This window comes from Paraburkholderia phytofirmans (assembly GCF_046028095.1).
GTDB lineage: Bacteria > Pseudomonadota > Gammaproteobacteria > Burkholderiales > Burkholderiaceae > Paraburkholderia > Paraburkholderia phytofirmans_A.
Window position 1 is genome coordinate 546,934 of the sequence record NZ_JAQQDJ010000001.1, and the last position, 13,126, is coordinate 560,059.

Consider the following 13,126-nt stretch of genomic DNA (forward strand, 5'->3'; position numbering starts at 1 on the left):
AACGCGGGTTAAACCAGTTCGATACCCATCGCCGTAGCTTCGCCGCCGCCGATGCACAGCGTCGCAACGCCCCGCTTCAGTCCACGTTTCTTCAGCGCGCCGATCAGCGTGACCAGAATCCGCGCACCCGACGCGCCGATCGGATGGCCGAGCGCACAGGCGCCGCCATTCACATTGACCTTCTCGTGCGGCAGATGGTGTTCTTTCATGGCCGCCATCGTCACGACGGCAAATGCTTCGTTGACCTCATACAGATCGACTTCGTCCGCGCGCCAGCCGTTTTTCTCGAACAGCTTGCGAATCGCGCCGACCGGCGCGGTGGTGAACTTTGCCGGTTCCTGCGCGAAAGTCGAGTGGCCGACCACGCGGGCAATCGGCTCGACGCCGAGACGCCTGGCCGTCGACTCGCGCATCATGACGAGCGCGGCGGCGCCGTCGGAAATCGACGACGAATTCGCCGCCGTCACCGTGCCGGTTTTGCTGAACGCCGGTTTGAGCGTCGGAATCTTTTCAATGTTCGCCTTGAACGGCTGCTCATCACAATCGATGGTGACATCGCCTTTGCGGCTTTCTACTTTCACCGGTGCGATTTCCCAGCCGAACGAACCGTCTTCGTTGGCGCGCTTCGCACGAGCGAGCGACTCGACGGCGAACGCGTCCTGCGCCTCGCGCGTGAAGTCGAACGAGGCCGCGCATTCTTCGGCAAAGGTGCCCATCAGACGGCCTTTTTCGTAGGCGTCTTCGAGGCCGTCGTAGAACATATGGTCGATCACCTGACCGTGGCCCATGCGCATACCGTTGCGCGCTTTGGGCAGCAGGTATGGCGCATTCGTCATGCTTTCCATGCCGCCCGCGACGATCACGTCGACCGAGCCCGCCGCGAGCATGTCGTGCGCGAACATCGCCGCGCGCATGCCGGAGCCGCACATCTTGTTCACCGTGGTGCTGCCGGTGGCGAGCGGCAAGCCGGCGCCGAGCGCGGCCTGACGCGCGGGCGCCTGACCGAGGCCGGCAGGCAGCACGCAACCCATCACCACTTCGTCGATCTGTTCGGGCTTGAGGCCCGCGCGTTTTACGGCCGCTTCGATTGCCACCGAGCCCAGCTGCGGCGCCGTCAGCGCGGCGAAGTCGCCTTGAAATGCCGCCATCGGCGTGCGGGCCACGCCCACGATGACGATCGGATCACCCTTTGTCTCACTCATGTTTAAGCTCCTTGATTACGCCTGCGACGATAGCCGGCACGTCGCCGAGTTGCGCCGCATCGGCGGCCACCACGTCGTTCTCTGCCTTGTGCGGGCCACTGGCCGACACCGCCGCGACGCACTTCTGATACGTGGCATCGAGCGCACCCGGCTCGCTGACCGTCATGCCGAGGTTGCGCACCTTGCCGTCATGCACACCATACGCCCAGCCGTGCACCGTCAACTCCTGGCCGCGCGCCCATGCATCGTTGACGATGGTGGTGCGGCATACGTTCATCACCTGTTCGATCGCGTTCAGTTCGACCAGGCGCCGGTGACGCACCTCGCCGATCGGCCATTCCTCGATCAGCGCCGCATGTTTGGTGCGCACGTCCTGTACGTGATGCAGCCAGTTGTCCGCGAGACCCACGCGACGGCCGTGCAGCGCCGCGCCGACGCCCGAGCAGCCGTAGTGGCCCACCACCATGATGTGCTTGACCTTCAGCAGATCGACGGCGAACTGGATCACCGAGAGACAGTTCAGATCGGTATGCACGACCACGTTGGCGATATTTCTGTGCACGAACACTTCGCCCGGCGGCAAGCCGATGATCTGGTTGGCCGGCACGCGCGAATCCGAGCAGCCGATCCACAGATACTCGGGCGTCTGCTGATGCGCGAGGCGCGAGAAATACTCCGGGTCTTCGGACAGCTTGCGGGCGACCCACGCTTCATTGTTGTCGAACAGATGCGAGAGCGGATTGTCAGGAGTTGATGCGTTCGTGTTCATGGTGCGTCTTGGCGGTTGCTCGACCGATTGACCGGTCGATGTCGTTGCATAAGGTTCGGACGAGGCATCTGAAGATGCGAGCGGCGCGTGAGCTTCACGCCACCCGCACGCTGCGCGTGTCGGCTGGCGCGTCCGGCGCGGGCGATGCACGGCCTGCGGCATCGGCAAAGCGTTCCGGATAGCAGTTGCAGAAGCGCGCGCTGTCGTCGTACGGGAAAAAGTCGGGCAGTTCGCCTTTCAATAGATGATCCTTGTGCCGTTGCCATAGCGCAGGATCGAAGAAGTCCGCGTGATGCTGCATGAAGGAGCGGCGCACGCGTGGGTCGCCGAGCAGAAATGTGCCGTACGTTTCCGGAAAGATGTCGTGCGGGCCGACGGAGTACCACGGCTCGCCCGACATTTCGTCCTCCTCGTTACGTGGCGCCGGCACCGCGCGCACGTTGCAGTCGGTCAGATATTCGATTTCGTCGTAGTCGTAGAACACCACGCGGCCGTGACGCGTCACGCCAAAGTTCTTGTACAGCATGTCGCCCGGAAAGATGTTCGCCTGCATCAATTCCTTGACCGCATTGCCGTATTCCTTGATGCCGTGCTCGACATCCTCGTCGTTGCCGTTCTGCAGGAACAGATTGAGCGGCACCATGCGGCGCTCGATATACATGTGGCGAATCACGAGGTTGTCGCCCTCGTATTCGAGCAGCGACGGCACTTCCTTTTCGAGCTCGCGCACCAGCGCGTCGTCGAGGCGTGAGCGGGGCAACGCCACGCTCGAATATTCGAGCGTGTCGGCCATGCGGCCTAGGCGGTCATGTCGTTTGACGAGCTGATACTTGCCCTGGATCTGCGCGCGCGTGGTTTCCTTCGGCGGCGGGAAGTTGTCCTTGATCAGCTTGAACACGTATGGAAACGACGGCAGCGTGAACACCAGCATCACGAGCCCTTTGATGCCGGGCGCGATGATGAACTGATCGCTCGAATGCGAGAGGTGATGCAGCAGGTCGCGGTAGAACAGATTCTTGCCCTGCTTCTGCAAACCCACCGACGTATAGATTTCCGCCTTCGGCTTGCCCGGCATGATAGTGCCGAGAAATTCGACGTAAGCGGACGGCACTTCCATATCCACCAGGAAGTAGGAATGCGAAAAGCTGAAAATGATCAGCAGCTGTTCACGCTTGAGCAGCACGGTGTCGAGCGCGAGCACGCCTGGTTTCACATGACGCAAAGGCACGGCGAACGGCAGCAGCAAATCGCCGTTGATGATCCGTCCGACGATATACGCCGACTTGTTCCGGTAGAACAGCGACGAGAGCACGTGAATCTGGAAATTGGGCGCTTCGTCGAACGCACCGAACGCGTCGTGAATCGCTTGCATCACGCAGCCGACGTCGCGCGTCAAATCTTCGAACGGCGGCTCCAACTGAAAGTTCGTGACGATGCGTTCGAGCGTCGCCGCGAGTCCGTCTTTGCCGGGATAGTACGCACGGTAAGTCGGTTTCGCGGCCGGTTCATCGTTCTCTATGTATTCCGTCGAGATGGCCGGGCGCACGAAAATGAAGTCGTTGTTGAAGTACGAGCGGTGCAGGATCTTGCAGCATACCGAATTGAAAAACGTTTCCGCGCACTCCGGCTGACGGTGCGTGGTCAACAGGCCGATGTAATGCAGCTTGATCTGCTGCCACACTTCGCTGTCGATTTTTTCCGCGTCGTATTCGTCTTCGAGCAGTTCGACGCATTCATCGACACGCTCGTCGTATGAAGTAATGCGATCGCGTGCAAGCTTCTGCAGACCGTGCCAGTCGGCTTTTTCAAACAGCGTCTTGGCGTGGATCGCGGCGTCGCGAAAGATCCGGTAATGGCGGTCGAATCCTTCGAGCATGGTCTGCGCGAGGTCAAAGCCGATCTGCGACGACAGCAGTTTGGGGAAGTGATTCATGTCGACCGCGCATTCGCCTCATGTCGTGAAGACACCCGTGATTGTATCGTTCGGGTGGACCTGCGACGCATCGCGCCGCGCTTGTTCAAGCCGGCTTGGCTTCGCGCGTGCCGCCTTCCAGCAGCGCGCGCGCCTGGGTTTCGTATTGCGCGAGGTCTTCGAGCGTCGCGTTCAGGTCTTCCAGTTGACGCTCGAGCACTTCGCGGTGACGCGCCACCGTGGCGAGGAACGCGTGCAACTGCGGTACCGTGTCGGTCGGCGACTCGTACACGTCCAGCAGATCGCGAATCTCCGATAGCGTGAAGCCGAGCCGTTTGCCGCGCAACGTGAGCTTCAAACGAGTTCGGTCGCGGCCCGAGTAGACGCGCCGCAAGCCACTCGACCCTTCGCGGCTCGGCGAGAGTAAACCCTGGTCTTCGTAGAAGCGGATGGCGCGCGGCGTGACGTCGAATTCCCGCGCGAGCTCGGTGATCGTGTATTGCGTGTTCATCGGGGCAGTCCGTAGCCGGGCAGAAAATCGGATTGAACGATAGAATCGACGTTTACGTTATCGTCAACTTGAGTTGAACGCAACCAGGCGCAGTACGGCCGCAGTAAAACGGCACCAGCACGCCGCAACCACGCCGACCGGCATCGCACACCTCGCCATGCCGGACGGCCGACGGAGGAAGACACCCACAATGAATGCACTCGAACATCAACTCGACTACCCGTTCAGCGATACCTTGCCGGACGCGGGCCGTGCGATGGAAGTCGCGCCAGGCGTGTTCTGGCTGCGCATGCCGCTGCCTTTCGCGCTGGATCACATCAACCTCTGGCTGCTACGCGATGAAATCGACGGACAGCAGGGTTGGACGGTGGTCGACTGCGGCATCACCTCGGACACGATCAAGGAGAACTGGGAGAAAGTGTTCGACTCGGTGCTCGACGGTCTGCCGGTGCTGCGCGTGATCGTCACGCATTGCCATCCCGATCACATCGGCCTCGCGCACTGGATTTGCGCGGGCGGCGACAAAAAGCGCTGGGACGTGCGGCTATGGATGACGCTCGGCGAATACATGCAGGCCCGCGTCATGGCTGCCGGCGACGGTTCGAATGCGGGCGGCGAGGGCGCGGCGCGGCACTTCGCGCGGCACGGCGTGACCGACGAAGAGTCGCTCGAAAAACTGCGCAATCGCAAGAGTTATTACGCGAGCCTCGTGCCGGCGATTCCGGGGCAGTACCGCCGCTTGCGGGAAGCCGACGGCGTGACGATCGGCGGCAAGACGTGGCGCGTGGTGACCGGCTTCGGCCATTCGCCGGAACACTGCGCGTTGTTCTGCGAAGAGACCGGCGTGCTGATTTCCGGCGACATGGTGTTGCCGCGTATCTCGACCAACGTGTCGGTGTTCGATATGGAGCCGGAAGGCACACCGCTCGCGCTCTATCTGGAGTCGCTCGGCCGTTACGAGACGATGCCGGAAGACACACTCGTGCTGCCTTCGCATGGCAAGCCGTTTCGCGGCGTGCGCACGCGGATCCGGCAGTTGCGCGAGCATCACGACGCGCGTCTGGCCGAAGTGCGCGAGGCGTGTGCGGAGAAACCGCAGAGCGCCGCGGATATCGTGCCGCTGATGTTCAAGCGCCAGCTCGACATCCATCAGATGACGTTTGCGATGGGTGAGGCACTGGCGCACTTGCATCTGCTGTGGCTTGCGGGTGAGTTGAAGCGTAAGCAGGATGCGGATGGGGTGATTCGGTTTTCGCCGGCGTGATCGAGGTGGTGCGGCGATAAAAAAAGCCCGGTGCTTTCGCAACCGGGCTTTCTTTCGCATGCGGCACGTTCAAACGCGAACGCGAACGCGATTACTGCACCGACACTGTCCCGAAGTTCTGCCGCCCAAACGGACTCACGTGATAACCGCTCACGTTCGTGCGCGCGATCGCCGCGGCAGTCGGATACCCAAGCGGAATCCACAGCGCCTGATCGTGGATGATCTGCTGCGCCTGTTCATACGCCTTCGTGCGCTTGGCCTGATCCGGCGTCGCCTTGCCGTCGGCGATCAGCTTGTCCAGATCCTGATCGCAGAACCGCGCGAAGTTGATCCCAGACTTCACCGCATTGCAACTGAATAGCGGCGACAGGTAGTTGTCCGGATCGCCGTTGTCGCCGGCCCAGCCCATAAAGAGCGAATCATGCTGGCCCTGCTTGGCCTGCTTGATCAACTCGCCCCATTCGATCACCTTCACGTCGGCCTTCACGCCGATCTTCGCGAAGTCCGCTTGCAGCAATTCGGCGCCGGCCTTCGGATTCGGATTCAGCACGCTGCCGTTCGGCCGCACCCAGATCGTCGTTTCGAAACCGTTCGGATAGCCCGCGTCGGCGAGTAGCTTCTTCGCCTTCGCCGGGTCGTACGGCCATCCCTTCACGGCCTTGTCGTAGCTCCACGTGTTCGGCGGATACGGGTTCACGGCCGGCGTCGCCGTGTTGTCGAACACGGTCTTCAAATACGTGGTGCGGTCGAACGCCATGTTCAGCGCGGCGCGCACCTTCTGGTTGTCGAGCGGCTTCTTCTGCGTGTTCAGCGCGACGAACGCCGTCATGAACGCGGGCGTCTGCACGATGGCGAGCGATTTATCGCCCTTCGCATCGGCGAGATCCTGCGGCTTCGGCGACAAGGCGATCTGGCATTCGCCAGCCTTCACTTTTTGCGCGCGCACCGTGGCGTCAGGCGTGATCGCGTAGATCAGGCGATCGATCTTCGGCTTCGGGCCCCAGTAGGTCGGGTTCACGTCGTAGCGGATTACCGCGTCTTTCGTATAGCTCTTCAGCTCGAACGGGCCGGTGCCGATCGGCTTTGAATTCAGATCGACCTGCTTGCCGGCCTTGAGCAACTGGTCGGCGTATTCGGCCGAATAGATCGAGGCGAAACCCATGGTCAGGATCGACACGAAGGTCGCGTCGGGCGCGTTCAGTTCGAACTTGACGGTGTTGTCGTCGACCTTGCTGATCGACTTGATGAGCTTCGGCAGACCCATCGACTGCGCATGCGGGAAGCCGCTCGCGCCCGCCACCTTGTGCCACGGATTGCTGTCGTTGAGCATGCGGTCGAACGTGAAGACGACGTCGTCGGCATTCAGCGCGCGGGTGGGCTTGAAGTAGTCGGTGGTCTGGAACTGCACGTTCGGGCGCAGATGGAACGTGTAGGTGAGGCCGTCGGCACTCACTTCCCACTTGTCGGCCAGCGCCGGCACCACTTTCTTCGCGGCCTCGTCGTACGAGACCAGCGAGTTGAAGATCACGTCGGCCGACGCGTTGGTCGTGACGAGCGAATTGAACTGCACGACATCGAAGCCGTCAGGGCTCGACTCGGTACAGACGGTCAGCGGTTTGGCGAGCACGAGCGCGGGCGCCGTGAACAGTACGGCGGCTGCGAGCAGTTTGAAGCGCATAGGATCTCCCATAACAAGCGCAGTCAGGCAGTGCGTCTGGTTGTGTGGTTATGTTCCGTTGACGAAGGACGGGCGGCCTTGCGGCGTAGCCGTCGTCTTTATTGTGATACGTTTCCGGCGCTGGCGCATGGGTCGGATGATGCCGCTGACGTGCGCGCCGGCCTTCGCGAAAGCTTATCGAAGGGTGGTTGCGGCGACAACAACATAATCCGCATATTCATATGGCTGGGGCGGGCCAGGTTTAAAGCGCACCGTCCTTGCATGCGCTCAGGCCGCCGCAGCGCGCCGCAGCAGGTAAGCGATGCCTTCAATTGCGCGCACGCCGTACCACGACACCATTTCACCATCGATCAACTCGATGCGCTTGCCGGCCAGGCGCGGATCGCGTTTCAGCGCGTCGCAATGGACTTGCGTGAAACGGTACGGCTCGCTGGAGAGCAGGATGCGGTCGACCTTAGCAAGCCACGGCGCGGTGTCGAAGTCGAGTGTTGGATAACGCGCGGCGCCTGCCGCGCCGCCTTGCACGTCCGGCAGCGTGCGCCAGTTCACCAGCCGCAACATCTTCGAGATATAGGTGTCGCGCGCTACGGTCATCCACGGTTCGCGCCAGATCAGATACAGCACGTTTTGCGGAGCGAACGCGTGCGCCTCCGCTTCGCGAAGGCGGGCTTCGAGCGCTTCGCTCAGGCGCTGCGCTTCCCGCGCACGATCGAAGATCGCGTCCAGCAGCGTGTAGAGCGCCAGATTGTCCTGCGGCGTTTGAGGATGCGTCACGACGATATGCGGCACGAACGCGCGCAATTGCTCGACGGTATCGCGCTCGTTTTCGTCGATATTGACGATCAGATGAGTGGGGCGCAACGCACGAATGGCGTCGAGGTTCACGGCCTTGGTGCCGCCGACCTTGCGCACCTGCTGCACCTTGTCGTGCGGATGCACGCAAAAACCGGTGCGGCCGACAATCTGCCTGTCGAGTCCGAGCGCGAACAGCAGTTCTGTGATGCTCGGCACCAGCGAAACGATACGCGCCGCGGCGCCCGCTGGTTCGTGCGCGACGCCGGCTGCATCGACCGCACGGGATTGCATGGCTTACTCGGCTTCGGCGGCGGCGCGCGGCTTGCGCGGCGCGCGCTCGAAAGCGCGGTCGTACAGCCAGCGCGGCAGCACGTGCAGCAGCATGGCCACCACGCGCATCTGCCAGGGAAACACCGCGAACGCCGTTTGACGCTCGATCGCCTGCGCCACCTTGAGCGCGAAACGGTCGGCATCCATCAGGAACGGCATGGTGTACGGGTTGTGCTCCGTCATCGGCGTACGGATATAGCCGGGCGCAATCGTGACCACGCCGACATCATGCGGCCGCATTTCGACGCGCAACGCTTCCAGATATTTGAGCGCCGCCGATTTCGACGCGCTGTACGCGCCGGAGCCCGGCAAGCCGCGCACACTGGCGACGCTGGCGATACCCACCAGCGTGCCGCGTTTCGCGGCGACCATCGCGGCGGCGAACGGCTCGAAGGTGGCGACCATGCCGAAGTAGTTGATGTCCATCACTTCGCGGAAGGTGCGCAGATCGCCGTGACCGGTGACCGCGCCACGGCTGATGCCGGCGTTGGCGATCACGACATCCGGCAAACCGTGCCGCGCGATGAACTGCGCGGCCGCGTCGGAGAGCGCTTCGGCGTCGCGCACGTCGACGGAATAGATGGAGACGGTGTTCTGCGGATGGGACTGCTGGAAGGCGGCGAGTGCGTCGCCGCGGCGGGCAACGAGGCCGAGAATCGCGCCGCGCCGCGCATATTCGGCGGCGAGCGCGAGGCCTATGCCACTCGAGGCGCCGGTAATGAAAACCTTCAGGGGTGAACTCATTCCGGCGCCTCGGCTTTACATCTTCTTGGCGCGGACCTGGGCGACCAGGTAGTCCAGCACCTGGATCGTGCCCGGCAGGCTGTTGGTCGCAGCCGGGCCGGTTTCATACTTGCCCTGCACGGCCAGCGTCGGCACGCCGTCGATCTTGTAGTCGTCCAGCAGCTTCTTGTCCTTCTGCAGCGCGCTTTGCGTCGAGAACGAGTTGTACGCGTCCATGTACTTCTTCGGATCGACGCCGTTCTTCGCGAGGAATTTGGCCTGATCTTCCGGCGTCAGCAGGTAGTCCTTGTTGACGTGGATTTCGTTGAAGACCTTCGGCGTGAGCTGCGTCGCGAGGCCGAGCGCGTCGAGCGCGTGGTACATCTTGGAGTGCGGAATGAAGTCGTCGCGGAAGGCGACCGGCACGCGCTTGAACACCACGTCCGGACCTTGCTTCTTCACCCACGCTTCAAGGTATGGGTTGAATTCATTGCAGTGCGGGCAGCCGTACCAGAAGAATTCGGTGACTTCGATCTTGCCGGCGGGCACGTCGGTCGGCTGCGCGGTGGGCAGCACGGTGAAATCCTTGCCCGACACCGGCGCGGTGGGCGATGCCTGTGCCGAGGCGGCAACGAGGCCCAGCGAGAGGAACAGAATGCTCAGCAGTTTCTTCATGTTGTGTTGACCCAAGTAGGCGTAAAGCGGTGGCGCCACGCAAATGCCCGTCACCGTCTTCAAGATTCGGCGTTGAACGGTTTGAACCGTCCGTCGTGCTTGTGACACGCGCCGCACGCCGATAGTTCGGCGGCGGCGCGTCCCGGCAAATCACCGTGTATTTATTGTTGGCTTATTGCTTCGTGAAACGGATCACTGCGGTATCCACGCCCGCGTCCGACAAACGCTGACGGCTCGAATTCATGTCTTCGAACTTCGAGAACGGCCCGATACGCACGCGGTAATACGTAACGCCGCCGGCGTCGCGCTGCGTGACTTTCGATTCGAAGCCCTGGAAGGCGAGGCGCGCGCGCTGCTGTTCGGCGTCCGCCGAGGTCTTGTACGCGCCCACTTGCAGGAAGTAGCCGGTGTTCGCATCGCCCGGCGCCGGCGCTGCACCCGAACCGGGCTTGGCGTTGGCGGCCGTGGTGGACGAGCTGCCCTTAGGCGCCGAACCTGCCGCGGTGGCGGCCGGTGCGCTGGATGCTTGCGGCTTCTTCGCCGGTGCGGTGGCCGTGCCGTTGCCGTTATCCTGCGCGGGCTTCGGTGCAACCGCCGTACCGTTCGCGTTGCCGTTGTTGGCGTTAGAAGGCGGCACTTCGACGATCTGCGGTTCTTCCAGCATGCCCGACTGCGTCTGCGAGTTGGTCTGGCCCGGCGCGGTGTTCGGCGGCGCGGGTTGCGCGGCTTGCGGCACAGGCTGGCCCGGCGTCTTGCCTTGCAGCGGACGGTTCGGATCGTATTGCGGCTGGTTTGCGCTGGACGAATCCGACGCCGCGGGCGGCGCCACCTTCGAGACGAATGGCGTAGGCGCACGGGTGATATACAGCGCCACCACTACCGCGATCGCAAGGCCGACGATCAGGCCCAGCACGATGCCGAGAAAAGTCCCCCCGGTTTGTTTCGATTGCTTTGTTGTGCGGCGTGGTTTTGCCATCGTATGAATCACCTGCAAAAAGAATCCTGGAACGGCCGTCGATTATAACGACGGCCGCATGCATGTTGCGCCGGAGGACTTACATCTTGACGGGAGCGGAGACGCCGATCGTCGCGAGACCGTTGGCCAGCACTTGACGCGTGGCCGCGAGCAGCGCGACGCGTGCATTGCGCTCGGCCGCATCGTCGACCAGCACGCGTTCGGCACGGTCATTGTAGAACGAGTGGAATTCCCCGGCGAGGTCGCGCAGATAGAACGCGACCGCGTGCGGCGCGAGTTCGTCGGCGGCGTGTTGCAGCATGTCTGGGAATTCCGCGAGCTTGTTCAGCAGGGCCATGGCGCGTTCGCTGGTGAGCGGCGAGACGTCAACGTCCGCCAGCGTGCTTTCGTCCGTGCTGTAGCGCGCCTTGCATTCGGCGATGACCGAGCAGATCCGCGCGTGCGCGTACTGTACGTAATGCACCGGATTCTCGTCGTTCTGCTTCAGCGCGAGGTCGATGTCGAACACGAATTCCGTATCCGCCTTGCGCGAGATCAGGAAAAAGCGCACAGCGTCGCGGCCACGGCGGATCGTTTCCTCGTCGATCAGATCGACGGCGGCTTCCGAACCCGGCGTCGCGCCGCCCGACCATTCGATCAGGTCGCGCACCGTCACATAGCTGCCGGCGCGCTTGGAGATTTTCACCTCTTCGCCGTTGCGCATGACCGTGACCATCTTGTGCAGGATGTAGTCGGGATAGCCCTTCGGAATGCCGACGCCGAGACCCTGCAGGCCGGCGCGCACCCGCGCGATCGTGCCGTGGTGGTCCGAACCCTGAATGTTGATGACCTTGGTGAAGCCGCGTTCCCACTTGGCGACGTGATAGGCGACGTCCGGCACGAAGTACGTGTATGTGCCGTCGCTCTTGCGCATCACGCGGTCTTTGTCGTCGCCGTCGTCGGTGGTGCGCAGCCACAGCGCGCCTTCCTGCTCGTAGGTCTTGCCGGCGGCGATCAACGCCTCGACAGTCTTTTCGACCCGGCCTTCCTTGTACAGCGACGATTCCAGATAGTACTGGTCGAACTTCACGCCGAACGCCTGCAAGTCCATGTCCTGCTCGCGGCGCAGGTACGCCACGGCGAAGCGGCGGATCGCTTCGAGGTCTTCGACGTCGCGCGCGCCCGTGACCGGCTCACCGTCGCTCGCGGCCACGGTGACGCCGTTCAGATAGTCTCGCGCGATCTCGGCGATGTACTCGCCGTTGTACGCCGAAGCCGGCCAGCCTGCGTCGCCGGGAGCGAGGCCGCGCGCGCGCGCCTGAGTAGACAGCGCGAGCGTCTGGATCTGCACGCCGGCGTCGTTGTAATAGAACTCGCGATGCACGTCATAGCCCTGGCTAGCCAGCACGTTCGAGAGCGCATCGCCGAGCGCGGCCTGGCGGCCGTGGCCGACGTGCAGCGGGCCGGTCGGGTTGGCCGAGACGAATTCGATCAGCACATGCTTGCCGGCGTCGCGCTGCGAGCGGCCGAAGGCCTCTTTCTCGGCGAACACGGCCGCGATCACTGCCTGCTTGGCAGCGGCCGCGAGGCGCAGGTTGATAAAGCCGGGGCCGGCCACTTCGGCGGCTTCGACGAGGCCTTTGGCCTGCGGTTGCGCGAGCAGCGCGTCGAGGATCTGTTGCGCGAGCTGCCGCGGATTGGCGCGCAGCGGCTTGGCGAGTTGCATCGCGACGTTGCACGCGACGTCGCCGTGCGCGGCGACCTTGGGACGCTCCAGCGTGATGGTGGGCGACACGAACGCGGCTTCGCTCGCGCCTTGCGAGGCGGTCGCGACCTGCTTCACCGTTTCGGCGAGCAGGGTTTCGAGAGTATGTTTATGTGCAGGCAGCATGCTTGTTGCGAGTCCAGTGAGGCAATCCGGTGATGCGGGGGAGGCGCCGGCCGCGCGCGAGGCGCAACCGGTTCGTCAGAAGCGTGGAAAGCGGCATGCAGTTGCCGAACCGCGGCGGCCGATGCGCGCGGTATCAGGCACGTTGCCTGCAACGCATCGAATGCGGTGCAGGCGGGCCTGCTGTGGCGTCGGCTGCTTGCGGCAGGCCGCGGCGGTATGCGGGTTGTGCTCAACCGGCCAGCCACGTTACTCGCCCCTCGCCGCGCGGTGCATTGCGGCACGCTTTTCCGTCCAGACGGATTTTAGCAGGTGCTAATATGTTCAATGAGATGCCCAACAAGGGCCGTGGCCGCCGCGCCTGATTGGCGAGCCAACGTAACGCGCGCTGGCGGCCGCCTTCGGGCGGCTTGCGCGCCAATCC

General features: G+C 63.1%; 11 protein-coding genes. 1 reads left to right on the forward strand and 10 read right to left on the reverse strand.

What is annotated here, in order from left to right:
* Positions 1-8: 8 nt before the first annotated feature.
* The 4 genes from PQR54_RS02450 to PQR54_RS02465 form a co-directional block, all read right to left on the reverse strand.
* Positions 9-1,202, reverse strand: coding sequence for an acetyl-CoA C-acetyltransferase (locus PQR54_RS02450; RefSeq protein ID WP_408243924.1), 1,194 nt, complete (start codon positions 1,200-1,202; stop codon positions 9-11).
* The gene (can, locus tag PQR54_RS02455) at positions 1,195-1,971 is read right to left on the reverse strand and encodes a carbonate dehydratase (RefSeq protein WP_408243925.1); all 777 of its coding nucleotides are present in this window, start codon (positions 1,969-1,971) and stop codon (positions 1,195-1,197) included. The genes PQR54_RS02450 and can overlap by 8 nt, the downstream gene beginning before the upstream one ends.
* Before the next feature lie 94 nt (positions 1,972-2,065).
* Positions 2,066-3,904 carry a bifunctional isocitrate dehydrogenase kinase/phosphatase gene (gene aceK, locus PQR54_RS02460; protein ID WP_408243926.1) on the reverse strand — a complete coding sequence of 613 codons (1,839 nt, stop codon included), beginning with the start codon at positions 3,902-3,904 and terminating at the stop codon, positions 2,066-2,068.
* 85 nt (positions 3,905-3,989) lie between these two features.
* Entirely contained in the window at positions 3,990-4,394 is a 405-nt protein-coding gene (locus PQR54_RS02465; RefSeq protein WP_012431532.1) for a MerR family transcriptional regulator, read from the reverse strand.
* Between the two features lie 190 nt (positions 4,395-4,584).
* On the opposite strand from PQR54_RS02465, the gene PQR54_RS02470 reads away from it, so the two are divergent.
* Complete coding sequence (locus PQR54_RS02470; protein ID WP_408243927.1) at positions 4,585-5,658, forward strand: MBL fold metallo-hydrolase; 1,074 nt, start codon at positions 4,585-4,587, stop codon at positions 5,656-5,658.
* Between the two features lie 91 nt (positions 5,659-5,749).
* Here the strand turns inward: PQR54_RS02470 and PQR54_RS02475 are convergent, their stop codons facing one another.
* The 6 genes from PQR54_RS02475 to argS all read right to left on the reverse strand — a co-directional run bounded on the left by PQR54_RS02475 (position 5,750) and on the right by argS (position 12,705).
* Positions 5,750-7,336: an ABC transporter substrate-binding protein gene (locus PQR54_RS02475; RefSeq protein WP_408243928.1), complete on the reverse strand. Its 1,587-nt coding sequence runs from the start codon at positions 7,334-7,336 to the stop codon at positions 5,750-5,752.
* Positions 7,337-7,603: 267 nt separating this feature from the next.
* Positions 7,604-8,422, reverse strand: a complete 819-nt coding sequence (locus PQR54_RS02480; protein WP_408243929.1) for a cobalamin-binding protein — start codon at positions 8,420-8,422, stop codon at positions 7,604-7,606.
* A gap of 3 nt (positions 8,423-8,425) precedes the next feature.
* Positions 8,426-9,205, reverse strand: a complete 780-nt coding sequence (locus PQR54_RS02485) for an SDR family oxidoreductase (protein ID WP_408243930.1) — start codon at positions 9,203-9,205, stop codon at positions 8,426-8,428.
* 15 nt (positions 9,206-9,220) lie between these two features.
* Positions 9,221-9,859: a thiol:disulfide interchange protein DsbA/DsbL gene (locus PQR54_RS02490; protein WP_012431539.1), complete on the reverse strand. Its 639-nt coding sequence runs from the start codon at positions 9,857-9,859 to the stop codon at positions 9,221-9,223.
* A 172-nt stretch (positions 9,860-10,031) separates the two neighbouring features.
* Positions 10,032-10,853, reverse strand: coding sequence for an SPOR domain-containing protein (locus PQR54_RS02495; RefSeq protein ID WP_408243931.1), 822 nt, complete (start codon positions 10,851-10,853; stop codon positions 10,032-10,034).
* 61 nt (positions 10,854-10,914) lie between these two features.
* A complete protein-coding gene (argS, locus tag PQR54_RS02500) occupies positions 10,915-12,705 on the reverse strand; it encodes an arginine--tRNA ligase (RefSeq protein ID WP_408243932.1) in 1,791 nt (596 codons plus the stop codon).
* Between the last annotated feature and the right edge of the window lie 421 nt (positions 12,706-13,126).

What these genes read in the sequence shown, in the direction of transcription:
- PQR54_RS02465 (WP_012431532.1), bottom strand. Translation starts at nt 4,394, where the DNA reads ATGAACACGCAATACACGATCACCGAGCTCGCGCGGGAATTCGACGTC.
- aceK (WP_408243926.1), bottom strand. Translation starts at nt 3,904, where the DNA reads ATGAATCACTTCCCCAAACTGCTGTCGTCGCAGATCGGCTTTGACCTC.
- PQR54_RS02470 (WP_408243927.1), top strand. Translation starts at nt 4,585, where the DNA reads ATGAATGCACTCGAACATCAACTCGACTACCCGTTCAGCGATACCTTG.
- PQR54_RS02475 (WP_408243928.1), bottom strand. Translation starts at nt 7,336, where the DNA reads ATGCGCTTCAAACTGCTCGCAGCCGCCGTACTGTTCACGGCGCCCGCG.
- PQR54_RS02450 (WP_408243924.1), bottom strand. Translation starts at nt 1,202, where the DNA reads ATGAGTGAGACAAAGGGTGATCCGATCGTCATCGTGGGCGTGGCCCGC.
- can (WP_408243925.1), bottom strand. Translation starts at nt 1,971, where the DNA reads ATGAACACGAACGCATCAACTCCTGACAATCCGCTCTCGCATCTGTTC.
- argS (WP_408243932.1), bottom strand. Translation starts at nt 12,705, where the DNA reads ATGCTGCCTGCACATAAACATACTCTCGAAACCCTGCTCGCCGAAACG.
- PQR54_RS02480 (WP_408243929.1), bottom strand. Translation starts at nt 8,422, where the DNA reads ATGCAATCCCGTGCGGTCGATGCAGCCGGCGTCGCGCACGAACCAGCG.
- PQR54_RS02490 (WP_012431539.1), bottom strand. Translation starts at nt 9,859, where the DNA reads ATGAAGAAACTGCTGAGCATTCTGTTCCTCTCGCTGGGCCTCGTTGCC.
- PQR54_RS02485 (WP_408243930.1), bottom strand. Translation starts at nt 9,205, where the DNA reads ATGAGTTCACCCCTGAAGGTTTTCATTACCGGCGCCTCGAGTGGCATA.